25 protein-coding genes and 1 pseudogene are annotated in these 24962 nt (G+C 69.9%); 13 read left to right on the forward strand and 13 right to left on the reverse strand.

The features are described 5' to 3' along the window. Positions 1–38: 38 nt before the first annotated feature. Entirely contained in the window at positions 39–1067 is a 1029-nt protein-coding gene (tsaD, locus tag QE438_RS13335; protein WP_306994992.1) for a tRNA (adenosine(37)-N6)-threonylcarbamoyltransferase complex transferase subunit TsaD, read from the reverse strand. 123 nt (positions 1068–1190) lie between these two features. Between tsaD and rpsU the strand changes: the two genes are divergently transcribed. The 9 genes and pseudogenes from rpsU (at position 1191) to QE438_RS13380 (ending at position 10925) form a co-directional block, all read left to right on the forward strand. Beyond that, the gene (rpsU, locus tag QE438_RS13340) at positions 1191–1406 is read left to right on the forward strand and encodes a 30S ribosomal protein S21 (RefSeq protein ID WP_002808376.1); all 216 of its coding nucleotides are present in this window, start codon (positions 1191–1193) and stop codon (positions 1404–1406) included. A 159-nt stretch (positions 1407–1565) separates the two neighbouring features. Then, on the forward strand, positions 1566–2012 hold the full coding sequence (locus tag QE438_RS13345) for a GatB/YqeY domain-containing protein (RefSeq protein ID WP_130521536.1): 447 nt from the start codon (positions 1566–1568) through the stop codon (positions 2010–2012). Between the two features lie 163 nt (positions 2013–2175). Further along, on the forward strand, positions 2176–4464 hold the full coding sequence (locus QE438_RS13350; RefSeq protein ID WP_306994989.1) for a TonB-dependent receptor: 2289 nt from the start codon (positions 2176–2178) through the stop codon (positions 4462–4464). Positions 4465–4494: 30 nt separating this feature from the next. Beyond that, positions 4495–4764: a hypothetical protein gene (locus tag QE438_RS13355; RefSeq protein ID WP_130521532.1), complete on the forward strand. Its 270-nt coding sequence runs from the start codon at positions 4495–4497 to the stop codon at positions 4762–4764. Beyond that, positions 4761–5012, forward strand: a pseudogene (locus QE438_RS13360) (hypothetical protein); the annotation flags it as partial. The gene QE438_RS13355 and the pseudogene QE438_RS13360, both read left to right, overlap by 4 nt. Positions 5013–5033: 21 nt before the next feature. Beyond that, the gene (locus tag QE438_RS13365; RefSeq protein WP_306994985.1) at positions 5034–6599 is read left to right on the forward strand and encodes a PepSY-associated TM helix domain-containing protein; all 1566 of its coding nucleotides are present in this window, start codon (positions 5034–5036) and stop codon (positions 6597–6599) included. Positions 6600–6673: 74 nt separating this feature from the next. Next, positions 6674–7663 carry a YihY/virulence factor BrkB family protein gene (locus tag QE438_RS13370; protein WP_307184124.1) on the forward strand — a complete coding sequence of 330 codons (990 nt, stop codon included), beginning with the start codon at positions 6674–6676 and terminating at the stop codon, positions 7661–7663. A gap of 269 nt (positions 7664–7932) precedes the next feature. Further along, positions 7933–9663: a DNA primase gene (gene dnaG, locus QE438_RS13375; protein ID WP_306994984.1), complete on the forward strand. Its 1731-nt coding sequence runs from the start codon at positions 7933–7935 to the stop codon at positions 9661–9663. Between the two features lie 269 nt (positions 9664–9932). Then, a complete protein-coding gene (locus QE438_RS13380; protein WP_306994982.1) occupies positions 9933–10925 on the forward strand; it encodes a bile acid:sodium symporter family protein in 993 nt (330 codons plus the stop codon). A gap of 54 nt (positions 10926–10979) precedes the next feature. Here the strand turns inward: QE438_RS13380 and QE438_RS13385 are convergent, their stop codons facing one another. The 5 genes from QE438_RS13385 to QE438_RS13405 form a co-directional block, all read right to left on the reverse strand. After that, positions 10980–12029, reverse strand: a complete 1050-nt coding sequence (locus tag QE438_RS13385) for a LacI family DNA-binding transcriptional regulator (protein WP_130524649.1) — start codon at positions 12027–12029, stop codon at positions 10980–10982. A gap of 94 nt (positions 12030–12123) precedes the next feature. Further along, complete coding sequence (gene cyoE, locus QE438_RS13390; RefSeq protein ID WP_234852752.1) at positions 12124–13041, reverse strand: heme o synthase; 918 nt, start codon at positions 13039–13041, stop codon at positions 12124–12126. A gap of 5 nt (positions 13042–13046) precedes the next feature. Next, complete coding sequence (locus tag QE438_RS13395; protein WP_306994981.1) at positions 13047–14228, reverse strand: COX15/CtaA family protein; 1182 nt, start codon at positions 14226–14228, stop codon at positions 13047–13049. A gap of 16 nt (positions 14229–14244) precedes the next feature. Then, positions 14245–14814, reverse strand: coding sequence for a hypothetical protein (locus tag QE438_RS13400; protein ID WP_130521515.1), 570 nt, complete (start codon positions 14812–14814; stop codon positions 14245–14247). Next, positions 14811–15551, reverse strand: coding sequence for an SURF1 family protein (locus tag QE438_RS13405; RefSeq protein WP_306994980.1), 741 nt, complete (start codon positions 15549–15551; stop codon positions 14811–14813). The genes QE438_RS13400 and QE438_RS13405 overlap by 4 nt, the downstream gene beginning before the upstream one ends. A gap of 63 nt (positions 15552–15614) precedes the next feature. Between QE438_RS13405 and QE438_RS13410 the strand changes: the two genes are divergently transcribed. After that, entirely contained in the window at positions 15615–15833 is a 219-nt protein-coding gene (locus QE438_RS13410) for a twin transmembrane helix small protein (protein ID WP_130521513.1), read from the forward strand. 81 nt (positions 15834–15914) lie between these two features. Here QE438_RS13410 and QE438_RS13415 read toward each other — a convergent pair whose 3' ends face one another. The 6 genes from QE438_RS13415 to QE438_RS13440 are packed head-to-tail and all read right to left on the reverse strand — an operon-like array spanning position 15915 to position 20680. Continuing rightward, a complete protein-coding gene (locus tag QE438_RS13415) occupies positions 15915–16793 on the reverse strand; it encodes a cytochrome c oxidase subunit 3 (RefSeq protein WP_306994978.1) in 879 nt (292 codons plus the stop codon). A 28-nt stretch (positions 16794–16821) separates the two neighbouring features. After that, entirely contained in the window at positions 16822–17427 is a 606-nt protein-coding gene (locus tag QE438_RS13420) for a cytochrome c oxidase assembly protein (RefSeq protein WP_130521510.1), read from the reverse strand. Continuing rightward, positions 17424–17567 carry a hypothetical protein gene (locus QE438_RS13425; RefSeq protein ID WP_165394652.1) on the reverse strand — a complete coding sequence of 48 codons (144 nt, stop codon included), beginning with the start codon at positions 17565–17567 and terminating at the stop codon, positions 17424–17426. Before QE438_RS13425 ends, QE438_RS13420 begins: the two co-directional genes overlap by 4 nt. Next, complete coding sequence (ctaD, locus tag QE438_RS13430; RefSeq protein ID WP_131659256.1) at positions 17567–19180, reverse strand: cytochrome c oxidase subunit I; 1614 nt, start codon at positions 19178–19180, stop codon at positions 17567–17569. Before ctaD ends, QE438_RS13425 begins: the two co-directional genes overlap by 1 nt. Positions 19181–19220: 40 nt before the next feature. After that, positions 19221–20180, reverse strand: coding sequence for a cytochrome c oxidase subunit II (coxB, locus tag QE438_RS13435; RefSeq protein WP_306994975.1), 960 nt, complete (start codon positions 20178–20180; stop codon positions 19221–19223). Between the two features lie 29 nt (positions 20181–20209). Beyond that, the gene (locus QE438_RS13440; protein WP_306996306.1) at positions 20210–20680 is read right to left on the reverse strand and encodes a DUF2244 domain-containing protein; all 471 of its coding nucleotides are present in this window, start codon (positions 20678–20680) and stop codon (positions 20210–20212) included. Positions 20681–21024: 344 nt separating this feature from the next. Here QE438_RS13440 and QE438_RS13445 point away from each other — a divergent pair, with 344 nt between their 5' ends. Then, positions 21025–22191: a GGDEF domain-containing protein gene (locus QE438_RS13445; RefSeq protein WP_130561726.1), complete on the forward strand. Its 1167-nt coding sequence runs from the start codon at positions 21025–21027 to the stop codon at positions 22189–22191. A gap of 84 nt (positions 22192–22275) precedes the next feature. Here the strand turns inward: QE438_RS13445 and QE438_RS13450 are convergent, their stop codons facing one another. Further along, positions 22276–23622, reverse strand: coding sequence for an outer membrane protein transport protein (locus QE438_RS13450; RefSeq protein WP_306994972.1), 1347 nt, complete (start codon positions 23620–23622; stop codon positions 22276–22278). Between the two features lie 234 nt (positions 23623–23856). On the opposite strand from QE438_RS13450, the gene QE438_RS13455 reads away from it, so the two are divergent. Together QE438_RS13455 and QE438_RS13460 are read left to right on the forward strand one after the other, a co-directional pair. Next, complete coding sequence (locus QE438_RS13455) at positions 23857–24549, forward strand: rhomboid family intramembrane serine protease (RefSeq protein ID WP_130521661.1); 693 nt, start codon at positions 23857–23859, stop codon at positions 24547–24549. Between the two features lie 86 nt (positions 24550–24635). After that, positions 24636–24959 (forward strand): DUF1820 family protein, encoded by a 324-nt coding sequence (locus QE438_RS13460; RefSeq protein WP_130531977.1) that lies wholly within the window; start codon positions 24636–24638, stop codon positions 24957–24959. Positions 24960–24962: the final 3 nt, after the last annotated feature.

Here is a 24962-nt window from a genome sequence, read left to right on the forward strand (position 1 = left end):
CCACAAACCGAACGAAGCGCAGCGGAGCAAGCTCCGCTCTACGCCACCGCCGGCAGCGTGGCCATGTCCCAGCGTGGGGTGACGTGCACCTGCGCGTCGCTGCGCTGGCCGGCTTCCAGGCGCAGCGCGCCGGCGAAGGCGATCATCGCGCCGTTGTCGGTGCACAGCGCCGGGCGCGGGAAGCAGGCACGGCCGCCGCGCTGTTCGCACATGGCCTGCAGCCTGGCGCGCAGGCGCTTGTTGGCGCCCACGCCGCCGGCGATCACCAGCGTGTCGCTGCCGGCCGCCTCCAGCGCGCGCTGGCACTTGATCGCCAGGGTGTCGACCACCGCGTCCTCGAAGCCGCGCGCGATGTCCGCGCGCGTGGCCTCGGACTGGTCGCTGTCGCGCCAGGCCAGCAGCACCTGCGTCTTCAGGCCGGAGAAACTGAAATCCAGGCCCGGGCGGTCGGTCATCGGCCGGGCGAAGGTGTAGACCCCCGGCGTGCCGGTCTCGGCCAGCCGCGCCAGCTGCGGGCCGCCTGGATACGGCAGGCCCATCAGCTTGGCGGTCTTGTCGAAGGCCTCGCCGGCCGCATCGTCCAGGGTCTCGCCGAGCAGGCGGTACTCGCCGATCCGGTCCACCGCCACCAGTTGGGTGTGGCCGCCGGAGACCAGCAGCGCGACGAACGGCGCCGCGGGCGGGTCGTCCTCCATCAGCGGCGCCAGCAGGTGGCCTTCCATGTGGTGCACGCCGATGGCCGGCAGGTCCAGCGCCCAGGCCAGCGCACGGGCCACGCCGGCCCCCACCAGCAGCGCGCCGACCAGGCCGGGCCCGGCGGTGTAGGCCACGCCGTCCAGATCGCGGGTGGACAGGCCGGCCTCGCCCAGGGTCTGGCGGATCAACGGCAGCAGCTTGCGCACGTGGTCGCGGCTGGCCAGCTCCGGGACCACGCCGCCGTACTGGGCATGCAGGGCGATCTGGCTGTAGACCGCGTGGGCGCGCAGGCCGGCCGCGCCGCCCTGGGCGGTGTCGTAGACCGCCACGCCGGTCTCGTCGCAGGAGGTTTCGATGCCGAGGACTTTCATGGCCACAGGATGCGCCCGGCGCAGGTCCTTTTCCAGCCCGCGCGCTTGCACGGCACCGGACGAGCCGCTATAGTGCGCGGCTCACCGGGTCAGAGCCCGGTCATTTTGTGTCCCGGAGATTCCATGCCCAGCGTCAAAGTCCGCGAAAACGAGCCGTTCGAGTTTGCGCTCCGTCGTTTCAAGCGCACCTGCGAAAAGGCCGGCGTGCTGGCCGAAACCCGCAAGCGCGAGTTCTACGAAAAGCCGACCCAGGAGCGCAAGCGCAAGGCCGCTGCCGCGGTGAAGCGCCAGCTGCGTCGCTCCTCGCGCGACGTCACCAAGCGCCAGCGCCTGTACTGAGCGAAGGCGGGTCGTTGCGTCGGCCACCGCTCCGTGCGGTGGCTCGGCGGCAAGCCAGACCAAGAGCCGGCACGCGCGAGCGTCGCCGGCTTTTTGTCGTCCCTTAGATTCCTGTTCCCGCGCGGGTTCGACCCGCGCGCCCTGCCCCGGAGGATGGCCATGAGCCTCAAGCAGCAGCTGACCGAAGACATGAAGACCGCCATGAAGGCCGGTGAGAAGGATCGCCTGGGCGTGATCCGCCTGATCAACGCGGCGATCAAGCAGCGCGAAGTCGACGAGCGCATCGAGCTGGACGACGCCGCGGTGCTGGCCGTGCTGGAGAAGATGGTCAAGCAGCGCAAGGACTCGGTCAGCCAGTACGAAGGCGCCGGCCGCGAGGACCTGGCCGCGATCGAGCGCGCCGAGCTGGCCATCATCGACACCTACCTGCCCGCCAAGCTGGACGAGGCCGCCATCGCCGCGGCGATCGATGCGGCCATCGCCCAGACCGGCGCCGCCGGCCCGGCCGACATGGGCAAGCTGATGGGCGTGCTCAAGCCGCAGCTGGCCGGGCAGGCCGACATGGGGCTGGTGTCCAAGCTGGTCAAGCAGAAGCTGGCCGGCTGAGCCCGCGCCCCGGCGCGCCGCCTGCGGGCCGCGCGCCGTCCGCCCGCCCTGCGCGGGCTGCAATCGAAAGCCATTCTCATCTACACTTCCCGGGCTGGGTGCAAGCCTCTCGCCGCGCCCGCCAGCAGGTCCGCCTTGCAAGGACCTCCCGGGGAAGTTCCACATGTCCGCTCCGACCCACCGCGCCGGCCTGCGCCCGACGTTGTTGACCCTGGCCGTGTTGGCGGCCCTGCCCGCCGCGGCCCAGCAGGCGCCCACGGCGGCCACCGCCACGGACCTGGACAAGGTCACCGTCAAGGGCGAGAAGACCGACCGCTCGCTGCAGGACACCGCCTCCAGCGTGGCGGTGACCACCAGCGCCAGGTTGGAGCAGGAGAACCTGCTCTCGCTGTCGGACCTGATCAACCGCACGCCCAACGTGACGCCGATGTACGGCCAGCGCGGCTTCACCATCCGCGGCATCGCCGACGAGTCCGGCGCGCCCAACCCGCTGGCCACCATCTATCTGGACGGCGCGGCGCTGCCCAGCCAGGCCAGCGACAGCCTCCCCACCGACCTGTGGGACCTGTCCCAGGTCGAGATCTTCCGCGGCCCGCAGTCCACCATCCAGGGCCAGAACGCCCTGGCCGGCGCGATCGTGATGCGCAGCGAAGACCCGACCATGGACTGGAGCGGCCGCGCCCGCGTGCTGCTGTCCGACCCGTCGGACAAGCGCTACGCCGTCGCCGGCGGCGGCCCGCTGGTGAGCGACGAACTGGCCTTCCGCGTGGCCGCCGAGAAGCGCGATTTCGACGGCTATGTGTGGAACCCGACGCGCCAGACCGGCGAGGACGCGCTGGAGAGCACCAATGCCCGCTTCAAGCTGCTCTGGACGCCCAAGGGCCTGCCAGGCCTGACCGCGCGCCTGACCTGGATCAACGACAACCGCGACGGGCCGTACATGTACACCTACGCGCGCAGCGATGTGCGCGACCCGTTCGACCATCCGATCAACACCTCCGACTTTCCCAACACCACCCGGTCCCACGCGCAGATCGGCACGGCGCAGGTGGACTACGACTTCGGCAACGCCTGGACCCTGTCCTCGGTGACGGCCTGGAGCAAGGTGACGACCGCACGCAGCGCGGATAACGACCTGGGACCGGTGGATTCCGCCCACACCCTCACCGACGGCGACTACCGCGGCTGCTCGCAGGAGCTGCGCGTGCACTACGCCGGCGAGCGCCTGGACGGGCTGCTGGGCGCGTACTGGTCGCGCGCGGAGGATGGCAACATCCAGTCCAGCCGCACCAATGTGACCACGCCGGTGACGACCATCGCCGGGGTGCTGCGCGCCTCGGGCTTCCCGGCGGCCAACGCCACGGCCATCGCCACGCGCTACGCGCAGGCGCTGCCGGTGATCCCGGTGGACTACGACAGCGATGCGCCGACCGAGTCGGAGAACAAGGCGCTGTTCGGCGATGGCCAGCTGCGGCTGGCGCCGGCGTGGACGCTGCTGGGCGGGTTCCGCTACGACCGCCAGGACTACACCTTCTCCAACGACACCAATGCGGTGTTCGCCGGCACCCTGCCCGATCCGGGCGGCTTCGGCGCGGCCGGCTCGCTGCTGTACCGGGCGGTGGTGGGCATCAACCAGGCGGTGCTGGGCCTGGTGCGTTCGGCCAGCGGCGGCTACGTGGCGCCGACCACGCGCAGCTTCACCGCCTTCCTGCCCAAGGCCGGGCTGCGCTGGGACTTCGCCGCGGACAAGTCGCTGGCGCTGACGGTGCAGCGCGGCTATCGCTCGGGCGGGTCGAGCTACAACATCGCCCGCAGCCAGGTGGTCGCCTACGACCCGGAATACACCTGGAACTACGAGGCGGCCCTGCGTACGCAGTGGCTGGACGGTCGCCTGACCTTCAACGCCAACGCCTACTACATCGACTGGAAGGACAAGCAGGTCACCGCCTACTTCGGCCTCAACACCTACGACTACAACACCGTCAACGCCGGTCGCGCGCACCTGTACGGGCTGGAAGCCGAGACGCGCTACCGCGTGAGCGAGGGCTTCGACCTGTACGCCTCGCTGGGCGGCACGCGCACGCGCTACGACGAGTTCAAGACCGTCCAGGGCGCGACCATCACCGACTACAGCGGCCAGGAGTTCGCCTATGCGCCGCACTGGACGCTGGCGGCCGGCGGCAACTGGCGCTGGGCGCAGGGCTGGTTCGGCAACCTCAACGCCAACTTCCGCGACAGCGTGAAGTTCAGCGTAGGCAGCGGCGCCGAGGGCGCGCCCTCGCGCACGCTGGTCAACGGCAAGCTGGGCTACGGCAACCTGGACTGGAGCGCCTACGTGTTCGGCAGCAACCTGCTGGACAAGGGCTATGTCCAGTACGCCTGGGCCGATCAGCCCAACATGGTGATCGGCGCGCCGCGCGTGGTCGGGATCGGGTTCGAGGCCTACTGGTGAGGCGATGAAGCGCATGCGCGAGGCAACCCGATGACCGTGCTGTATCTGCTCGGCGGCCTGCTGGCCGCGCTGGCGTTCTACCTGGCCTGCGCGCATCAGCGCCTGCGGCCATCGCTGCGCGCGCACGCGCGCGCCCTGCGCGTGGCCGGCTGGCTGCTGTGCGCGGCCTGCCTGGGGCTGGCGATCGCGGTGCTGGGGCCGTGGGCCGGTGCGTTCGCCGCGTTGAGCGCGGTGATGCTGGGCTTGGTCGCGCTGCCTTATCTGGATGCCTGGCGCCAGGCGCGCAAGGTGGCGCCATGACCGGCAAGTGGCTGGCGGCGATCCTGCTGGGCCTGCCGCTGTCCACCGGCGTGGTCGGGCTGGCGGCGCTGCTGTGGCCCGGCCGGCTGGAGGTGCACACCTTGCCGCTGTTGCTGCTGTTCTTCCCGGTGTGGATCGGGACGATGTCGGCGGCCTTCGCCTGCCGCAGCGGCGCGCGCGCCTGGCTGTGGCTGGGCGGGGCCACGGTGCTGGCCTACGCCGCGCTGTATGCGGCCAAGGCGCTGGGTTGGGGCCGCGGGGCTGCCGGCATGAAGGCCGCGACCCTGCGCAGCTTCCTGTCGCTGCATACCTGGGCCGGGCTGCTGGCCGGGATGGCGCTGTTCATCGCCTTCTATGCCGGCGCCTTCAGCATCTTCACCCACGACTTGAACGACTGGGCGCCACGCCCGGCGGTGGCCGATGCAAAAGACGCGAACCCGGCGCAGACGCTGGCCCGCGCGCAGGCCCTGGTGGACACCATGCAGCGCCAGCATCCGGACGCGCGCGATGCGATGTTCCTGGTGTTGGCCGGCGACCACGGCCCGGTGCCGCGCGTGTTCCATCAGCCGCCCGGCGGGCGGGAGACCTTCCAGTATCGGCTCGACGAACACGGCGCCCTGCAGCAGCTGCCGCAGCGGGTGGGCTTCGTCGATTTCCTCTACGACCTGCACTTCACCGCCGGCCTGCCGCGCACCTTCGGCACCTATCTGTTCGGCGTGGTGTGCGTGCTGTACGGGCTGGCGCTGGTGTCCGGCGTGGTGGCCTATGCGCCGGTGCTGCTGAAGGACCTGTTCGCGCTGCGCGTGGGCAGCAACCTCAAGCGCCTGTGGCAGGACGCGCACAACGTGATCGGCATGCTCTCGCTGCCCTTCCACGTGATCTTCGCCTGGTCGGGCGCGGTGCTGACGCTGGGCCTGGTGCTGCTGGCGCCGTTCCAGTACCTGGTGTTCGGCGGCAAGCTGATGCAGGTGCTGGCGTCGGACTTCGAAGTCGTCCCCCACGTCGCGCCGGCCAAGGTCGCCGCGCCGACGCTGCCGGTGGCCGAGCTGATCCGCCGCGCGCAGCTGGCGCTGCCGGGCATGGAGGTGGACTCCCTCGCCTACCACGACGCCGGCGATGCCAATGCCCAGATCGAGCTGTACGGCGAGATCGACCAGCGCCACCTCAACACGCTGGCGGTGGTCGCGCTCAACGGCGCCAGCGGCCAGGTGCTGCGGGTGGTCGATCCGCGCGCGATGTCGCCGGGCACGGCGATGCTGCGCGGGCTGCAGGCGCTGCACTTCGGCAACTACGGCCACGGCGCCGTGCACTGGCTGTACTTCGTGCTGGGCCTGGGCGGCGCGTTCCTGTTCTACAGCGGCAACCTGCTGTGGATCGAGGCACGGCGCAAGCGGCGCACGCCACAGCAGCCGACGCGCACGCAGGTGATGGCTCGGCTGACGCTGGGCGTGTGCCTGGGCTGCGTGGGCGGGGTCTCGGCGCTGTTCATCGCCGGCGCCCTGCTGCCCGAGGCGCAGGCGAAGTTCGCCTACTACGCGGTGTTCTTCGCGCTGCTGCTGTGGGCGCTGCTGCGTGCGCCGGCCAGGGCCGGTGCGGAGCTGCTGTTCGCCTGCGCGGCGCTGACCGCGCTGGTGCCGGTGGCCGGGTGGATCGGCACCGGCGAGCATCTGTTCGCCGCGCTGTGGCACGGGCACTGGACGCGCTTCGGCGTGGGCGCGATCGCGCTGCTGCTGGCGCTCGCGTACTGGCGCATGGGCCTGGCCGCGCGCCGTCGCGCTCGTGCCGGCGAGGCCAACAGCGTGTGGTCGGCCCAGACGCCCGCCAGCGCGGGCTGATCCATTCGATCACCGACTGGTGACACCCCTGCGGGGCATGCTGATCGGCAACCGTCGCAACGCCGATCAATGCCATGCATCTGCCCTCGTCCGACAAACTGAGCCGTCGCCTGCAGAAGCTGCAGGACAGTTTTCCGGTGGCGCTGGCCAAGCGCTTCTCCGAGAGCGACCTGATGACCCAGGCCGCGGCCCTGACCTTCTATGCGCTGCTGTCGCTGGCCCCGCTGCTGGTGCTGTTGCTGTGGATCGTGGCCTCGCTCTACCCGCCGGCGCAGGACGAGCTGCTGCGGCAGATCGCCGGGCTGGCCGGGCCGCAGGCCGGGGCCGTGGCGCGCACCGTGCTGACCAACGCCAAGGCCCAGCCCAGCGTGGGATCGCTGGCCGGGCTGTGGAGCACGCTGCTGCTGTTCGTCGGCGCCACCGCAGTGTTCGCGCGCCTGCAGGCCGCGTTGAACCTGATCTTCTACACCGACCGCACCGCGCTGACGGGCGGTGTATGGGATTTCCTGAAGAAGCGCGTGTTTTCCTTCGGCGTGGTGCTGGGGCTGGGCTTCCTGCTGATCGTCTCGATGATGGCCGCCACCGCGCTGCAGGTGGTGCTGGCCAGCGTGCCCTCGCTGCTGCCGGTGCTGGGCAATGCGCTGACCTTCGTGCTGTACGCGGCCGCGTTCGGCTTCCTCTACCACTATCTGCCCGACCGGCCGGTGGAATGGCGCCAGGCGCTGCTGGGCGGGGTGATCACCGCAGGGCTGTTCATCGCCGGGCGCTACGGCATCGGGCTGTACCTGGCGAGCACCGACCCGGGCAGCGCCTACGGGACGATGGGCGCGATGGTGATCATGCTGGTGTGGCTGTACTACGCCACGGTGGTGTTCTTCGTCGGTGCGCTGCTGACCGCGGTGATCGACGAGCGGATGGACGCCCGGGCCGCGCACCGGGCCGCCGAGCGCGAGGCGGTCTTGCGCCAGAGCTCCACCGAGCGCCCTGAGGGGGTCGATCCGGACGCTCAGCCGCTGCCGGCGCAGGAACTGCCTTCGCATCAGGATGGGGCGCCGCGGGTCTGAGGATTGTGGCTGGAGGCCAGGAGGAGCACTGGGTCTTCGGCTGCTGAGGAGATGGCGCCGCCTGCCGGTTCTGGGCCAATCCGCGTTAGACCGGACGCTGAGACGGGCTGGTTTGCCGCGAAAAGCACCCCTCCCAGCCCTCCCCTTCGCCTGCGGCGAAAGGGAGGGGCAAAAGCGGCTTGCCGCGTGGGGCAAGGCGTTGAGGAGACACGTCCAACGGAGGGCCAGGGTGGGCCGGCTTGACGGGCGTGGCATCCTAGTCGTCTGCCATGGCCCGTATTCCCGACGCTTTCATCGATGACCTGCTCGCCCGGACGGACATCGTCGAGGTGATCGGCACGCGCGTGCCGCTCAAGCGGCAGGGCAAGGAGTACGCGGCGCGCTGCCCGTTCCACGACGAGCGTTCGGCCAGCTTCACCGTCTCGCCGGTCAAGCAGTTCTATCACTGCTTCGGCTGCGGCGCGCACGGCACGGCGATCAGCTTCCTGATGAACTACGACCGCCTCGAGTTCCTCGATGCGGTCGACGAGCTGGCCAAGCGCGCCGGCATGGAGGTCCCGCGCGAGACCGCCCAGCGCAACCAGAGCGACGACAGCCGCGAGCTGTACACGATGCTGGAAGCCAGCGCGCGCTTCTTCCAGCGGCAGCTGGAGGCCAGCGACAAGGCCAGGGCGTACCTGGACGGGCGTGGCGTGGACGCGGCCACGCGCGCGGCGTTCGGCATCGGCTATGCGCCCGACGGCTATTCGGCGCTGAAGGACGCGCTGGGCACCGAGGCGCGCCGGATGCAGCTGCTCGAGCGCGGCGGCATGTTCTCCAAGAACGACCGCGGCCACGTCTACGACAAGTTCCGCGACCGGGTGATGTTCCCCATCGCCGACCGGCGCGGGCGCACCATCGCCTTCGGCGGGCGCGTGCTGGACAAGGACGACGGGCCCAAGTACCTCAACAGCCCCGAGACCGCGCTGTTCCACAAGGGCCGCGAGCTGTACGGCCTGTGGCAGGTGCGCCAGGCCAACCAGAAGATCGAGAAGCTGGTGGTGGTGGAGGGCTACATGGACGTGGTCAGCCTGTTCCAGTTCGGCGTGAAGTACGCGGTGGCCACGCTGGGCACGGCGACCACGCCGGACCATGCCGAGCTGCTGTTCCGCAATGCGGCCGATGTGTATTTCTGCTTCGACGGCGACGCGGCCGGGCAGCGCGCCGGCTGGCGCGCGCTGGAGTCGGTGCTGCCGCGGATGAAGGACGGGCGGCAGGCGTTCTTTTTGTTCCTGCCCGATGGTGAGGACCCGGACACCATCGTGCGCAAGGAGGGCGCCGAGGGCTTCGCCGCGCGCCTGGCCCAGGCCACGCCGCTGTCGGAATTCTTCTTCGACGAGCTCTCGCGCGAAATCAACCTGGGCACGCTGGACGGCAAGGCGCGCCTGGCCGAACGCGCCAAGCCGCTGCTGGCGCAGATCCCCGACGGCGCCTTCGGCGACCTGATGCGGGCCCAGCTGGCGCGGATCACCGGCGTGGGCGCCAACCCGCCGCCGGCGCCCGCGGCGGCGCGCCCGGTCGCGCGGCGCGCCCCGTCCGGCCCGCAGCAACGGCCCAGCCTGGTGCGCAGCGCGATCCTGCTGCTGCTGCACGCGCCGTCGCTGGCGCTGGAAGTGCCGATGCCCTACACCTTCGCCGGCCTGCGCCTGCCCGGCATCGCGCTGCTGACCGAGCTGCTGGACATCATCCAGGCGCGCCCGGAGATCACCCCCGGCGCGCTGCTGGAGCACTTCGCCGAACGCGAGGAGCTGCCCGCGCTGCAGAAGCTGATGATGCAGGCCCTGCCCGGCGAGGAAGCCACCTGGCGCCAGGAACTGCACGATGCGGTGGTGCAGCTGGAGAAGCAGACCCTGCAGCAGCGCCTGGACGAACTGCTGGCCAAGCAGCGCGCGCAGGGCCTGGACGACACCGACAAGTACGAGCTGCGCGAGCTGCTCAAGGCGCGCGCATCGGGGCATTGAACGCCCGCTGCCACCCTCCGTCGTCCTTCCCGCGAAGGCGGGAATGACGAGACTTGGTGTGGAGCAACTGTCTCTCAGGTCGAGTCGCAGCCTCCTTGTAGAGCGGAGCTTGCTCCGCTGCTCTTCGTTCGGTTCGTGGGGAAGGCCCCAGCGGAGCAAGCTCCGCTCTACAGGCGGGCCGCTCCCACCTACAGCCCATGCTCCAAAGCGCTCGGACTCATCGACATGGCCGGTAGAATCTACTTCCCCACTGCCGCACCGCCTCGCCCGTGAACCTGCTCAAGCGTCTGCGCATCGACCCCTTCACGCTTTGCCTGCTGGGCACGGTCCTGCTGGCCTCGCTGCTGCCGGTGCGCGGCACCGCGGCGGGATGGATGGACGACATCACCGATGTGGCCATCGCCGCGCTGTTCTTCCTGCACGGTGCGCGGCTGTCGCGCGAGGCCATCGTCGCCGGCATGACCCACTGGCGGCTGCATCTGACCATCCTGGCCTGCACCTTCGTGCTGTTCCCGCTGCTGGGCCTGCTGGTGCATCCGCTGGCCGTGCACCTGCTGACGCCGGGCCTGGCGCTGGGCCTGCTGTTCCTGTGCGCGCTGCCGTCCACGGTGCAGTCCTCGATCGCCTTCACCTCGATGGCCGGCGGCAACGTGCCGGCCGCGGTGTGCGCCGCCTCCGCCTCCAGCCTGCTGGGCGTGTTCCTGACGCCGGCGATCATGACCCTGCTCGCCGGCACGCAAGGGCAGATGGCCGATCCGCTGCAGGCGATGTTCAAGATCCTGCTGCAGCTGCTGGTGCCGTTCGTGGCCGGTCACCTGCTGCGCCCGCTGATCGGCGGCTGGGTCGAACGCCGGCGCGCGGTGCTCAAGTACACCGACCAGGGCACGATCCTGCTGGTGGTCTACACCGCCTTCAGCGCGGCCGTGGTCGCGGGGCTGTGGCAGCACACGCCGCTGCTGGCGCTGCTGGGCGTGGTCGGCTTCGCCGCGGTGCTGCTGGGTGTGGCCATGGCCCTGATCACGCTGCTGGCGCGCCGGCTGGGCTTCGCCCGCAGCGACGAGATCGCCATCGTGTTCTGCGGCTCCAAGAAGAGCCTGGCCACCGGCGTGCCGATGGCCAAGGTGATGTTCGCCGGCGGCGCGCTGGGCGCGATCGTGCTGCCGGTGATGATCTACCACCAAGTGCAGCTGATCACCTGCGCGGTGGTGGCCCAGCGCTATGCGCGCGGCAAGGCGCGCACCGACGCGCCGATCGCCGACTGAGCAGGCGCGCCGTTTTTGCCCCGATCCCTGGCCTCCGACCCCTTGCCCCTGCTCCTACGCGAACAGCTCGAACTGGCTCAGATTCTCGGGCGTGATCAGGCGGAAGCGCGTGCGCTGCTCCGGCGCGCGCTCGAGTTCCTCGTTGGCGTGCAGCAGATGCTGCAGGCCGGAGAGGATCTGCCCTTCCGGATCCTGGTCGATCACCGCGGCCAGATCGCCTGCGCGCAGCAGCTCGGCATGTTCGCGCGTGGCCTCGTGGCCGATCCACACCGGCGCCACCGCCAGCGGATGGCGGCGCAGCGCGCGGCGGATGCCTCCCGAGCAGGCGCCGGTGCTGTAGATCGCCACGATGTCGTGGCGCTGGCGCAGGGTGTCGTGCAGCAGGGCGTGGGCGCGCTCGTTGTCGTCGGCCACTTCCACCGGCGGCAGCGGATCCAGGTGCGGGAACTGCTCGGCCAGGATCTGGGTGAAGCCTTCCACGCGATCCAGCTGCGAGCGGAAGTCCAGCGAGGCCACCGGCATCCACACCTTGCCCGCCTGGCGGGTGAAACGCCCGGCCAGGTAGCCGGCGGTGCGCCCGGCCAGCACGTTGTCGATGCCCACGTAGGCCAGGCGCTGGATCCCGGACACGTCCGAGGTCATGGTCACCACCGGCGTGCCGGCGGCATTCACCGCGCGCAGGGCCTGGCCGATGCGCGCGTTGTCGCGGGCCACGATCAGCAGGCCGTGGCGCGGGTACGGCGGATTCTCCAGGAACTCGGCCAGGCGTTCGTCGTCGCGCTCGCCCCAGGCGCTGCGATGCACGGTCACGCGCGGGCCGATCAGGTTGGCGTAGCGGTCCAGCGCGTTGTTGAAGCGCTGGAACAGCGCGATCTCGCTGTGCACCAGCACCACGTCGAAATGCAGCACGCCATGGCGCACGTCCGGCAGCAGGCGGTTGGTGCCCAGGCGCTTGGCCGCCTCGACCACCTTGCGGCGCAGCGCGTCGGACACGCTGCCGCGCTCGTTGAGCACGCGGTCGACGGTGCTGGGGCTGACCCCCGCCTCGATGGCGATCTCGGTGAAACGGGGGCTGCGCTTGGTGCGGCGACGCTCGACACTCATGGAATTCAGACGATCACTCGAAGGGACGTGGCGGCGGCGGAACGGCACCGCCGCGCGGCCATCCTCCCGCGCGCATGGCGCCGGCGCAACGGGCTCACAGGCTGCGCCCGGCGATGCCCGGCAGCAGCGGCGCCAGCCAGTGGTCCACCAGCAGGAAGGCGAACAGCGCCATCAGGTACACGATCGAATAGCGAAAGGTGCGCATGGCGAAGAATTCGTCCGGCGGATCCAGCAGCTTCCACGCGTACCACAGGAAGCCCGCGCCCAGCACCAGCGCCCCGCCCAGGTAGAACAGGCCGCTGAGCCCGAACAGCACCGGCAGCAGCGTGGCCTCCACCAGCAGCACGGTGTAGAACAGGATCTGCCAGCGCGTATAGACCACGCCGTGGGTGACCGGCAGCATCGGGATCAGCGCCTTGGCGTAGTCCTCGCGGCGGAAGATCGCCAGCGCCCAGAAGTGCGGCGGCGTCCAGACGAAGATGATCAGCACCAGCAGCAGGCTGTGGCCCCAGTCCCACGGCCCCTCCATGCCGGTGACCGCGGCCCAGCCCAGCATCGGCGGCGTGGCCCCGGCCAGCCCGCCGATGACGATGTTCTGCGGCGTGGCGCGCTTGAGGTAGACGGTGTAGATCACCGCGTAGCCGATCAGCGAGAAGAACGTCAGCACCGCGGTGATCACGTTGACCCACAGCACCAGGATGGCCATCGAGATCACGGTCAGCACCAGCGCGAACACCAGCACCTGCCAGGGCTGCACCTTGCCCACCACCAGCGGGCGCCACGAGGTGCGCGCCATCTGCGCATCGATGCGCGCATCGAGCAGCTGGTTGATGGCCGCCGCCGCCGAGGCCGCGATCCAGATGCCCACAAAGCCCAGCAGCCCGTGCCGCACCTGGGTCGCGCTCGGCAGGCCCGGGATCGCCAGGATCATGCCGACGAAGGCGGTGAACACGATCAGGGCGACCACGCGCGGCTTGGTCAGGTCCCAGTAGTCCTTGGCCGTGGCGCGCACGGCGCTCATTCCGGCGTCCTCAGCCGCGCCAGCAGCGAGACCAGCACGAACAGCAGCACCACCGCGCCGGCGTTGTGCAGCACGGCCACGCCCAGCGGCAGGGCCAGCTTGACGTTGAGGATGCCCAGGGTCACCTGGGCCAGCAGCGCGACCAGCAGCCCGGCGCCCCAGCCGCGCATGCCCGGCTGGCGCCACAGCCGCAGCGCGCAGAACACCAGCCAGCAGGCCAGCACGATGGCCATCAGCCGGTGCGCCATCTGGATGGCGATGCGCGAGGCGCCGTCGAGCACGCCGCCTTCGTAGTCCACGCCGATGCCGCGCCACAGGGTGAACCCCTCGTGGAAGTCGTGCGGCGGCCACCACTGGCCCACGCACTGCGGGAAGTTGGCCATGCGCCAGCTGCCGCCGCCGCAGGCCAGCGCCGCGTAGTTGGCGCTGACCCAGCCGCCCAGCGCGATCTGCACCACCAGCAGCCCCAGGCCCACGCCCAGCACGCGTTTGAGCGCGCGCGCATCGACGAGGGTGATCGGCAGCTGGGTCGCCCGCCAGGCCATCCACACCAGCAGGCCGAAGGTCGCCAGGCCGCCCAGCAGGTGCCCCATCACCACGATGGGCTTGAGCAGCCAGGTCACCGTCCACATGCCCAGCAGGGCCTGGAAGATGATCATCGCCAGGGTCAGCATCGCCACGCGCGCAAGATCGCCCGCGCCGCCAGGCGCGGACGCCCAAGACCAGCGCCACGCCGCGACCAGCAGGATGCCCTCGCCGATCAGGGCTAGCACGCTGGCCGCCACGTGCTGGCCGCGCATGTACAGCGGGATGGCCAGCGCCACCAGGACCGCGGCCACGATCACCTGCGCGACGCCCAGCCGGCGCCGACGTGCGGCCATCAGCGCCAGGGCGAAGATCTCGATGCTGAGCATGCCGGCCAGGAAGCGGTGCACCTGCTCGCGCCAGGCCTTGTGCGTCTCAAGCGGGCGGATCTTCAGCTGGGCGTGGTCGATGATCTCCGAAGGCGCCTGCGGCCAGGCCGCGCGGCCATAGCAGGTCGGCCAGTCCGGGCAGCTCAGGCCGGCATCGGACAGGCGCACGAAGCCGCCGAAGACGATCGTGCTGGCGGTCATGATCGCCGCCAGCCAGGCGATGCGGTGGAAGTGCCGGAACGGCAGGCGTGGGAGGACAGGCATTACGGTGGGGTTCGCTCTAAAGGAGTTTCAGCAGCTTGGCGACGTCGCTGCGCAGGTCGGCCGGGTCGAAACCCGGGGCGAAGCGCTGGATCACGAAGCCGTTGGGATCGATCACGTACACCGGCACGCCAGCGCCGTCGTCCACGTCGGGCAGCGCGGCGCGCAGCGGATCGCCGGCGGCGATCACGCGCAGCGACACCGGGCGCGCCGCGCCCGCCGGCGGCGGACCGATCCACAGGATGTGGACCTGGTCGGCGTTGTGCCCGAACAGCTGCCAGACCGTGTCCAGCTGGTGCGACAGGGCCACGCAGTCGGCCACGCAGTCGGCCGGCGGCGCCAGCACGATGCGCCAGGTGCGCTGCGGCTGCCGCCAGCTGTAGGTGCCGCCACCGGCCAGCGCCGGCTGCAGCGCGCGCACGTCCACGGGCGGATGCAGCAGCGCCCCGTGGTTCTTCAGCCCGGCCGGCTGCCAGCCGGCGAAGCGCAGCACGCCGGCCGCGCCCACGCTGCCGAAGAACAACACGAACAGGCCGAGCAGGATCCACCGGCCACGGTTTCGGCCAGGAGCGACGTCGGAAGGGGTCATGCCCCCATTTTCTCACGCGCGGCGCGTCTGCGCCGCCACGTGAGCACGCCGGCGGTGATCAGCACCGCCAGCGCCAGGCCGAACCACTGCACCGCATAGCCCAGGTGGCGCTCCGGCGGCAGCGTATTGGGCAACACGTCCAGGTCGCGCGGAAAGCCGACCGGCAGGGCCGGATCGAGCTTGAGCACCCGCTGCGCCAGCGCCGGCTGGCGCAGCGGCGCGGCCAGCGCGGCCGGGTCCAGCACCACGGCGAGCAGGTCGCCGTTGGCCTGGGCCTGCGCGGGCGCCCGCAGCAGCCCGGCCGAGGGCGGCGGCGCCAGCAGTCCGGCGACGCGGTGCGTGTCGGCCAGCGCCGGCACCGGCGGCAACTGGCGCTGCGCGTCCAGCGGCTGCCAGCCCAGGTCCACCAGCAGCGGCGCGCCGCCCGCATCGGGCACGAACACCCGGTAGGCGCGCACGCCGGCCTGGCCTTGGTGAGTCTGGTTGTCCAGCAGCACCGCCGGGCCGGGCGCGAAGCGGCCGCTGCCGGCCGCCCAGTCGAACTCCTGCGCGCGGGCGTGCTGCGCCGCGTCAGCCAGCGGCCGCGGCTGGCGGTCGTGCAGCACCTGGGCGACCTGCTCCAGCATCGCGCGTTTCTGCTTGGCACGCCCCAGCTGCCACACGCCCAGCCCGGAGAAGACCGCCGCCACCAGCAGGGCCAGCGCCCAGCCGGCGGGCGTGGACAGGCGCCGGCTCACGCCCGCCTGCCCAGGGCAGACGATAATCCGCGCATGCGGCACACGGCCGCCCGAGAGGTGCGCATGAACGACTCGCTCAAGACCCTGCTGATCGTCGCCTTCCTGATCATGATCGTGTGGAACCTCGGCGCGGGCCTGTACTACCTGCTGATCGACCGCGGCCAGACCACGCGCACGGTGCGCTCACTGACCTGGCGCATCGGGCTGTCGGTGACCCTGTTCGCGCTGGTCGTGCTGGGCATCTGGAGCGGCTGGATCAAACCGCACGGCATCGGCGGCTGAAAGCGAGGAACGCGCGCGCAGACACTGAGGAGTGAGCAAAAGCGCTGGGCTTCCGCTCACGCGTCGCCACGCGCCCCTGCCTCAAAGCACGTAAACGAACAGGAACAGCGCCAGCCACACCACGTCGACGAAATGCCAGTACCACGCGGCCGCCTCGAAGGCGAAGTGGTGGTCCTTGGTGAAGTGCCCCTTGAGCACGCGCAGCCACATGATCGCCAGCATCAGCGTGCCCAGGAACACGTGCGCACCATGGAAGCCGGTGAGCATGAAGAAGGTCGAGCCGTAGATGCCCGAGCCCAGCGTCAGGTTGAGCGCGTGGTAGGCGTGCGCGTACTCGGTCACCTGGAAGTACAGGAAGGTCAGGCCCAGCAGCACGGTGATGCCCAGCCACAGCAGCACGGTGCCGCGCTGTGCCGCCTTGAGCGCATGGTGGCCGATGGTCAGGGTCACGCCGGAGGTCAGCAGGATCAGCGTGTTGATCAGCGGCAGGCCCCAGGCCGGGATGGTCTGGAAGGTGCCGCCGACCATCGCCGGGCCGTTGGTCGGCCAGCCGGCCGAATAGCCCTCCCACAGCAGCGCGTTGGTCATCACCCCGTCGCCCTGCCCGCCCAGCCACGGCAGGGAGAAGGTGCGGGTGTAGAACAGCGCGCCGAAGAAGGCGGCGAAGAACATCACCTCGGAGAAGATGAACCACACCATCCCCATGCGGAAGGACACGTCGACCTGGCCGTTGTAGCGGCCGGCGACCGACTCGCGGATCACATCGCCGAACCACATGAACAGCGTCGCCGCCAGCAGCACCACGCCGACCAGGAAGGTCCACTTGCCCCAGGCCGCGTCGTTGAGCCAGCTGGCCACGCCGATCATCAGCACGAACATCGCGATCGAACCGACAAAGGGCCACTTGCTCTGCGCCGGGACGAAGTAGACATCGGTATCCTGGGAGTGGGTCTGCGCCATCACGCGTTCCTTTGAGGGTCTTGGGCAATCAAGGCGCCGAATGCGCCGTCGGACTCGCCGCCGCGCCCGCCAGGGCGGTGGTCAGCGCATCGTTCTTGAAGAAGGTGTAGGACAGGGTGATCGTGGAGACATCGCTGGGCAGATGCGGGTCGACCATGAAGCGCAGCGGCATGTCGCGGCTCTCGCCGGCCTCCAGCGTCTGCGCGGTGAAGCAGAAGCACTCGGTCTTGACGAAGTACTGCGAGGCCCGCGCCGGCGCCACAGAAGGCACCGCATTGCCCACGATCGAGCGCTTGCCGTCGTTGCGGGCGAAGAACTGCGCCTCGTACAGCTGGCCCGGCACCACCTGCATGCGCTGGACCTCCGGGTGGAAGGCCCAGGGCAGCTTCGAATTGACGCCGCCATCGAACTCCACCGTCACCAGGCGCTTGCTCGCCGCCACGCCGGCCACCTGGCCGGCCGCGGCCGGCCCCTTGTCCAGGCGGATGCCGAACACCTTCTCGCAGGCCAACCGGTACAGCGGCACCAGCGAGAAGGTCAGCACGAACACCACCACCGCCACGCCGATCAGCCGCGGCAGGCCCGCGGTGCGCCGATCCGGCGCCGAAGCGGTGGCAGCGTCCCGGGCGTTCATGCGCGCAGCACCCCGGAGAGGATGAAGGCGGCATAGATCGCGATCGCGATGCCGCCCACCACCAGCGCGGTGATGCGCGTGCCACGCCGCCGCCTGGCGGCCTCGGCCATGGTCTGCAGCGGGGCGCGCGGGCTGTCCATCAGTGACCGATGTCCTCGTGCGCCAGGTCGCCCGGCTTGATCACCGGCGGCGTGGTGAAGGTATGCGCCGGCGCCGGCGAGGGCACCGTCCACTCCAGGCCCCTGGCGTTCTCCCAGGCGCGCGCGTCGGCCGGCGCGCCCTTCTTCAGCGACCAGCCCAGGATGGCGGCCATCATGAAGGGCGTGAGGAACATGCCGAAGGCGCCGATCGAACTGACGAAGTTCCAGTCGGCGAAGACCACGTTGTAGTCCGGGATGCGGCGCGGCATGCCGGCCAGGCCCAGGAAGTGCTGCGGGAAGAACAGCACGTTGACGAACACCACCGTCCACCAGAAATGGAACTTGCTCCAGAACTGGCTGTACATGCGCCCGGTCCACTTGGGCCACCAGTAGTAGGTGGCCGCGATGATCGAGAACACCGCGCCGGTCACCAGCACGTAGTGGAAGTGCGCCACCACGAAGTAGGTGTCGTGGTACTGGAAGTCGGCCGGCACGATGGCCAGCATCAGCCCGGAGAAGCCGCCGATGGTGAACAGGATGACGAAGGCCACCGCCCACAGCATCGGCGTCTCGAAGCTCAGCGAGCCCTTCCACATGGTCGAGACCCAGTTGAACACCTTCACCCCGGTGGGGATGGCGATCAGCATGGTGGCGAACATGAAGTAGATCTCGCCGCCCAGCGGCATGCCCACCGCGAACATGTGGTGCGCCCACACGATGAAGCTCAGGAAGGCGATCGAGGCGGTGGCGTAGACCATGGCCTGGTAGCCGAACAGCGGCTTGCGGCTGAAGGTCGGGATGATCTCGCTGGCCACGCCGAAGGCCGGCAGGATCATGATGTAGACCTCGGGATGGCCGAAGAACCAGAAGATGTGCTGGTACATCACCGGGTCGCCGCCGCCGGCGGCGTTAAAGAAGCTGGTGCCGAAGAAGCGGTCGGTCAGCAGCATGGTCACCGCGCCGGCCAGCACCGGCATCACCGCGATCAGCAGGAAGGCGGTGATCAGCCAGGTCCACACGAAGATCGGCATCTTCAGCAGATCCATGCCCGGCGCGCGCATGTTGAGGATGGTGGCGATGATGTTGATCGCGCCCATGATCGAGCTGATGCCGGCCACGTGGATGGCGAACACGCTGAAGGCCACGTTGGCGCCGCCCTGCAGCGACAGCGGCGGGTACAGCGTCCAGCCGCCGGCCGGCGCGCCGCCGGGCAGGAAGAGGGTCATCAGCAGCAGGGTGAAGGCTACCGGCAGCAGCCAGAACGACCAGTTGTTCATGCGCGGCAGCGCCATGTCCGGCGCGCCGATCTGCAGCGGGATCATCCAGTTGCCCAGGCCGACGAAGGCCGGCATGACGCCGCCGAAGATCATCACCAGCGCGTGCACGGTGGTCATCTGGTTGAAGAACTCGGGCTTGACGAACTGCAGGCCCGGCTCCATCAGCTCGGCGCGGATCACCACGCTCATCGCCGCGCCGATGACGAACATCACGAAGGAGAACAGCAGGTACAGCGTGCCGATGTCCTTGTGGTTGGTGGAGAAGAACCAGCGCTCGACGAAGCCCTGGCGATGGCCGTGGTGATCGTCGTGGTGCTCTGCGGCGGCGTGGGCCATGGGCGTGTTCCTCGAAAGCAGCGGGTGTCGCGAGAAGAGATCAGGCCTGCGCGGGAGCGGGCGCTGCTTCGGTGGCGGCGGGCGCGGCGCTGGCGCTGGCGTCGCCGCCGGCCGGCGCGGCCTGCTCCGGCGTCACATCCGGCGCGGGCGAGCCTTCGGCCGGGGCCGGCGGCACCGGCGCGGCCGGCTTGCGCGCGGCCAGCCACTTCTGGAAGTCGGCCTTGGACACGGCCTCCACCACGATCGGCATGAAGCCATGGTCCTTGCCGCACAGCTCGGCGCACTGGCCGCGGTAGGTGCCCGGCACCTCGATATTGGTCCAGGCCTCGTTGATCAGGCCGGGGATGGCGTCCTGCTTCCAGCCCAGCGCCGGCACCCACCAGGAGTGGATGACGTCGTCGGCGGTGATGACGAAGCGGATCTTGGTGTCCACCGGCAGCACCAGCGGGTGGTCGACCTCCAGCAGGTAGTGCGGGTTGCTGGCGGCGTCGGGCACCTTGCCGGACTGGCGCATCTGGTCGGAGCTGCGCGCCAGGCGGCTGGTGAACTCCACGCCCTGGCCCAGGTACTCGTACTTCCACATCCACTGGTAGCCGGTGACCTTGATGGTCATCTCCGAATCGCGCGTGTCGTACATCGCGATCAGCTTGGCCGTGGCCGGCCAGGCCATGGCGATCAGGATGATCACCGGCACGATGGTCCAGATCAGCTCGGCGGTGGTGTTGTGGCTGAACTGCGCGGCGACCGCGCCCTTGGACTTGCGGAACTTGAACATCGCATAGCCCATCGCGCCGAACACGATGATGCCGATCGCCACGCAGACCCACAGCGCCACCATGTGCGCCTCATAGGCCATGCGCGCGGTGTGGGTGACGCCCCGGCCCATGTTGAGCTGCCAGGGCTTGGGATCGGCGACCTGCGCCAAGGCCAGGCCCGGCAGGCCCGCCAATGTCGCCAGCAGCGCGACGCGGCTGCCTCCCCTTTTCTTGCCTTGCGTCATTGCCTAGACCCCGCCTTCAGTGTCATCGGTCACGGCCGCACTGCGGCCGCAAGTGAAACGCGTAACTGCCTTACCAGTTCCTGCCGCTCGGCCGGGCCGAGCAGCCTTCCCACTTCCACCTGCCGGCCACTGGAGGACAGGGTGACGCACGCATCGCCACCGACGCCCAGCCGCACCCAGTACGGATGCGCCCGGAACGCGGCATCGCGCTGCGCGCGCCGCCGCACCTCCACCAGCTCCGGCGCGATCGCGATGACCTCATCGCGCTCGCCGGCCCGCCACGCCGCCCGCAGCGCCAGCCCGACCAGGCCGCCGTGCAGCACCGCGAACACCGGGGCGAAGGCGTTGCCCGCCAGCCAGCCCAGGATCGCTGCGCCCCACATCAGGCCGGTGCAGGCCACGAACAACGTCACGAACTGCCGCCCATTCAGTGCCCGCGGGGGTCGCAGCGTCAGCCGCGTTCCCCGCCCTTCCGGGCCCTGTGTCGCCACTTCGATCATCGCGCCTGCCGCGCCCTTGGCTGCGGAAAACGCCTGAATGGTAGCCCCGCGATCCGGCGCGCGGCAACCGACAAGAAATTGTGCAAACGCACATAAAAGCGTTTCCGGCTCAATGACTTGCACCCGGCCCCGATCGGCGCGTCCGGGTCCTGGCAGGTCGCTGCGACGATGGTCGTAGTCGGGCGGTCGACCCATCGCCCGTGTACAACGGGCAGGCAGGCGTCAGCACGGCTGGATGCGCGTGAGGAAAACCACTGGCACGCTTTGTGCTGCACTGCGGGTAAGACCAATGATGAGGGACCGGCGCGCGGGGGTACGCCGGGATCGAAAGGGGAGTCGTCGCCATGGACAACTCGGTGTTCTTCAGCCTGATCAGCGACTGCCTGCTGGCGCTGGTGCTGTTCGCCCTGTTTTCCTACGTGGCCCACGTCTCGCGCACGCTGTACGGCATCGCGACCTGGGGCCTGGCGCACCTGGCCTACACCCTGGGCGCGGACAGCATCGATGTCCTGGCCAGTGCGCTGCACCAGGCCGGCCATCCGCTCGTGGCCATGCTGGCGATCAACCTGGGCGCGATGCTGGCCTGCGCCGGCATGGCGGGGCTGGCCTGGGCGCTGGTGCAGTTCATCCAGCAGCGCCGCCTGCACCGCTGGGAGCTGGCGTGGATGCCCCTGAGCCTGGTGCCGCCGGCGATCGCCTGGCTGGCGGCCGGCACCACCGATGCGCAGGGCCTGGCCCTGAGCCTGGTCGAAGTGGTGGCCCTGCTGACGATGATCTGGCAGCTGCGTCGGCTGCGCGGCTCGCTGGACAAGGTGCCCGCGCGCATGATGATGGTCACCTGCGCGCTGCTGATCTGCATCTACAGCAGCGGGATGTCGGACTGGTTCGAAGGCCAGGGCCACTACGACATCAACGATGTGTGGGTCAGCGCGGATCTGGCGCTGTGGTTCATGCTCAACTTCTGCATGCTGATGCTGAGCAGCTTCCACGCCGCCGAGGCGCTTCGCCGCGGCGCGCTGGTCGACCCGCTGACCGGCGCGCTCAATCGCCGCGGCCTGAGCGACAGCCTGGACGAGCGGCGCACGCCCGGCGGCGCCGCCGCGCCCTACGGGCTGTCGGTGCTGGCGCTGGACCTGGACCGCTTCAAGCAGATCAACGACAGCCATGGCCACCGGGTCGGCGACCAGGTGCTGCAGGCGTTCTCCGACACGGTGCGCGCCTGCATCCGCCAGCACGACCTGTTCGCGCGCACGGGCGGCGAGGAATTCGTGGTGATCACCGCCGGAATGAGCTGCGAGGAGGCCATCCGCCTGGGCGAGCGTATCCGGCAATCCACCGGTGCGCTGCGTCTGCTGCCGCACCTGGGCCTGCGCGTGAGCGTCAGCGTCGGCGTGGCCTGCGCGACGCGGCGCATCGCCGTGGAGGACCTGATGGACCTGGCCGACCAGGCCCTGTACGAGGCCAAGCGCGGCGGCCGCAACTGCGTGGTGCACCTGCACGAGGCGCCCTAGGGCCTCATCGACGCCGGTTGCGCCGCGCACAAAAAGCGAACCCCGCACAGGGCGGGGTTCGCGAACGTCGGCTTGCAGCGCGGATCAGAACTTGTAGGTGTACGACCCGGCCAGCACGTCGCCGCCCACGTCGAACGCGCCCACCAGCGAGCTGCCGGTGACCGCCGTCTCGTTGACGGTCGGATCTGAGACGAACAGGTGCGTATAGCCCACGTTCCACTCGCTGCTCGGCGACGGCGTCCAGGTCAGGCCCAGCGACACCCACTTGCGGGTGTTGTCCGGCACGCGCACGTCGCGGTACCGCGCCTGGGTCGGGGTCTGGTCGTAGGCCAGACCGCCGCGGAAGGTCAGCGTGTCGCTGTACTTGTAGTCCGCGCCGATCGAGCCGAACGTGGTGTCGCGGTAGTTGAACACCAGCGTGTTGTCGGGCTGGGCCGAGTCGAAGTCGACGGTGATCTTGTCGAACTTGCTCCACGCCGTGCGGCTCACATCGGCCATCACCGTCCAGCGGTCGTTGATGATGTGGGTGAAGCTGGCCGTGGCGCTGGCCGGCATGATGATCTTGGCGCTGCCGCCGGTGTTGACGTACTGGCCCGGCGCGGCCACGGCCAGCACGGCCTTGGCGAACGGCGGCACGTCGAAGGTGGCCTTGCCGTCGTCGATCTTGTGGTCCACGCGCGAGCGGTAGGTGAAGCCGATGTGGGTGTTCTCATCGACGCTGAACAGGCCGCCCAGGGTGAAGCCGACCTCGGTGCTGTCGCCCTTGACGCGGGCGAAGCCGTCCTGGCTGCCCGGCGTGGCGCCCGGCACGCGCTGGGCGTAGAGGGCGGTGCCGAAGTCGATGGCGTTGGTCAGGTCCACGTCCAGACGCTCGGCGAACACCGAGGCGCCGAAGGACACCCACGGATTGACGTCGTAGGAGAACGCCAGGCCGGCGTCGATGGTCTGCAGCTCGGTCTTGATGCCCTGGTAGCGGCCGACCCAGTCGCGGTCGTATTCGGTCTTGAAGCCGAACGGCACGGTCAGCGAGGCGCCGAAGTGCATGTTGTCGCCCACCGGCATGGCGAAGTACACCGCCGGCAGCGCGGCGATGGTGCCGGCATCGCCACCGTCGCCGCCGCTCACCGGCGCACCGGTGCCCGGGCCGGTCGCGCCGACGTAGCGGCCGGAGCCCTTGAAGTCGGCGCTGAAGCTGATCGCGCTGGCGCCGATGGACAGCTGGCGGCCATCGAGCAGGCGCATGGCGGCCGGGTTGTTGGCGACCACGGCGACATCGCCCGGGGCGCTGGCCGAACCGGCAAACGCGCGGCCCTGGCCCTTGGCGCTGTTTTCCTTCAGCTGGAAGGCGGCGGCGTGGGCGTGGCCGCTGGCCAGGGCACCGGCGACGCCGGCGGCCAGAAGCGAAATTCTGAATAGGTTCGAGGACAGCATGTGCATGGACTCCGGAAGACGAAAGAAAAAACGCCTGCGCCGCAACACGGGCCGGCGCGGCCAGACGGCCGCCGGACTTCCGTGCGCCGGAAATTCCCTCCCCGACATACGACGCCGTATGCAAGTATATCCCCGCAATCTAACGGCGCCGTCAGCTGGCCGGTTAGATTTTAGTCGCGTGTGCGCGACGATGGCACGCTGCCATTCCCGACTCTTCGAAGCCCTGCCTTGCCCGTGTTCGTCGCCACGCCTTCCCGCCGCAAGCCCTCCGTGCGCTGGGCCACGCCCGTGCTGTTCGCCCTGCTGTGGCTGGCCTTCCTGTGGGCCATCACCCGCCCGGTGGGCATGTACCGCGGCCTGCTGCTGCAGTGGGGCGCACTGACCGGCGGCCTGGACAGCCTGCAGGAGTGGCGCACCGGCCTGACCGACGGCTCGATCCTGCGCCTGTTCACCGCGCTGTTCCTGCATGCGGACTGGGCGCATCTGCTCGGCAACCTGGTGTTCCTGCTGATCTTCGGCCTGCCCGCGGAGCGGGCGATGGGGCCGTGGCGCTTCCTGGTGCTGTTCCTGCTGGGCGGGGCGGTGTCCAACTTGGCCGCGGTGCTGGCGATCGGCGCGCCGGACCGGGTGATCATCGGCGCCAGCGGCGCGGTGTCGGCGGTGATCGGCGCCTATCTGGCGCTGTTCCCCGGCGCCAAGCTGGGCGTGGTGGTGCCGCTGGGCCTGTTCCTGCAGTTCGTGCGCGCGCCGGCGGCAGTGCTGATCGGGGTCTGGGCGGTGCTGCAGGTGGTATTCGCCTACATCGGCCCGGCGTTCGGCGCGGTGGCCTGGTCGGCGCATCTGGCCGGCTTCCTGTTCGGGGTGGTGTTCGCGCTGTTCGTGCGCGCAGCCATCGCCCGCCGCCTGCGCCGGCGCTACGGTTTCTAGCGGGCCACGCGCCCGGCGCGAGGTTGCAAAGCGCCGCCCGTGCCCAGATCTTGCCGACCTTCCTCCATCGCCTTTCGCACGCCGCAATGTCCAAGCCGCTCTACAAGGTGACCTTCCTCAATCACGGCAAGGTCTACGAACTCTACGCCCGCCGCGTGGCGAGCTCCGATGCGCTGTGGGGCTTCACCGAGGTGAGCGAGCTGGTGTTCGACGTGCACGACGGACTGGTGGTGGACCCGACCGAGGAACGCCTGCGCGAGGAGTTCGGCGACACCCGCGTGCTGCACCTGCCGATGCAGAGCATCGTGCGGGTGGAGGAAGTGGAGAAGAAGGGCGCCAGCGCGATCCGCGATGCCGCCAGCGGCGAGAAGGTGGTCACGCCGTTCCCGATGCCGGGCAAGCCGCGCTGAGCG

This window comes from Pseudoxanthomonas sp. SORGH_AS_0997, assembly GCF_031453535.1.
GTDB classification, from domain to species: Bacteria; Pseudomonadota; Gammaproteobacteria; order Xanthomonadales; family Xanthomonadaceae; genus Pseudoxanthomonas_A; species Pseudoxanthomonas_A winnipegensis.

Excerpts from the sequence above, each read along its gene's own strand:
- tsaD (WP_306994992.1), bottom strand. The coding sequence starts at position 1,067 with ATGAAAGTCCTCGGCATCGAAACCTCCTGCGACGAGACCGGCGTGGCG.
- rpsU (WP_002808376.1), top strand. The coding sequence starts at position 1,191 with ATGCCCAGCGTCAAAGTCCGCGAAAACGAGCCGTTCGAGTTTGCGCTC.
- QE438_RS13345 (WP_130521536.1), top strand. The coding sequence starts at position 1,566 with ATGAGCCTCAAGCAGCAGCTGACCGAAGACATGAAGACCGCCATGAAG.
- QE438_RS13350 (WP_306994989.1), top strand. The coding sequence starts at position 2,176 with ATGTCCGCTCCGACCCACCGCGCCGGCCTGCGCCCGACGTTGTTGACC.
- QE438_RS13355 (WP_130521532.1), top strand. The coding sequence starts at position 4,495 with ATGACCGTGCTGTATCTGCTCGGCGGCCTGCTGGCCGCGCTGGCGTTC.
- QE438_RS13365 (WP_306994985.1), top strand. The coding sequence starts at position 5,034 with ATGAAGGCCGCGACCCTGCGCAGCTTCCTGTCGCTGCATACCTGGGCC.
- QE438_RS13370 (WP_307184124.1), top strand. The coding sequence starts at position 6,674 with ATGCATCTGCCCTCGTCCGACAAACTGAGCCGTCGCCTGCAGAAGCTG.
- dnaG (WP_306994984.1), top strand. The coding sequence starts at position 7,933 with ATGGCCCGTATTCCCGACGCTTTCATCGATGACCTGCTCGCCCGGACG.
- QE438_RS13385 (WP_130524649.1), bottom strand. The coding sequence starts at position 12,029 with ATGAGTGTCGAGCGTCGCCGCACCAAGCGCAGCCCCCGTTTCACCGAG.
- QE438_RS13395 (WP_306994981.1), bottom strand. The coding sequence starts at position 14,228 with ATGCCTGTCCTCCCACGCCTGCCGTTCCGGCACTTCCACCGCATCGCC.
- QE438_RS13400 (WP_130521515.1), bottom strand. The coding sequence starts at position 14,814 with ATGACCCCTTCCGACGTCGCTCCTGGCCGAAACCGTGGCCGGTGGATC.
- QE438_RS13410 (WP_130521513.1), top strand. The coding sequence starts at position 15,615 with ATGAACGACTCGCTCAAGACCCTGCTGATCGTCGCCTTCCTGATCATG.
- QE438_RS13415 (WP_306994978.1), bottom strand. The coding sequence starts at position 16,793 with ATGGCGCAGACCCACTCCCAGGATACCGATGTCTACTTCGTCCCGGCG.
- QE438_RS13420 (WP_130521510.1), bottom strand. The coding sequence starts at position 17,427 with ATGAACGCCCGGGACGCTGCCACCGCTTCGGCGCCGGATCGGCGCACC.
- QE438_RS13425 (WP_165394652.1), bottom strand. The coding sequence starts at position 17,567 with ATGGACAGCCCGCGCGCCCCGCTGCAGACCATGGCCGAGGCCGCCAGG.
- ctaD (WP_131659256.1), bottom strand. The coding sequence starts at position 19,180 with ATGGCCCACGCCGCCGCAGAGCACCACGACGATCACCACGGCCATCGC.
- coxB (WP_306994975.1), bottom strand. The coding sequence starts at position 20,180 with ATGACGCAAGGCAAGAAAAGGGGAGGCAGCCGCGTCGCGCTGCTGGCG.
- QE438_RS13440 (WP_306996306.1), bottom strand. The coding sequence starts at position 20,680 with ATGATCGAAGTGGCGACACAGGGCCCGGAAGGGCGGGGAACGCGGCTG.
- QE438_RS13445 (WP_130561726.1), top strand. The coding sequence starts at position 21,025 with ATGGACAACTCGGTGTTCTTCAGCCTGATCAGCGACTGCCTGCTGGCG.
- QE438_RS13450 (WP_306994972.1), bottom strand. The coding sequence starts at position 23,622 with ATGCTGTCCTCGAACCTATTCAGAATTTCGCTTCTGGCCGCCGGCGTC.
- QE438_RS13460 (WP_130531977.1), top strand. The coding sequence starts at position 24,636 with ATGTCCAAGCCGCTCTACAAGGTGACCTTCCTCAATCACGGCAAGGTC.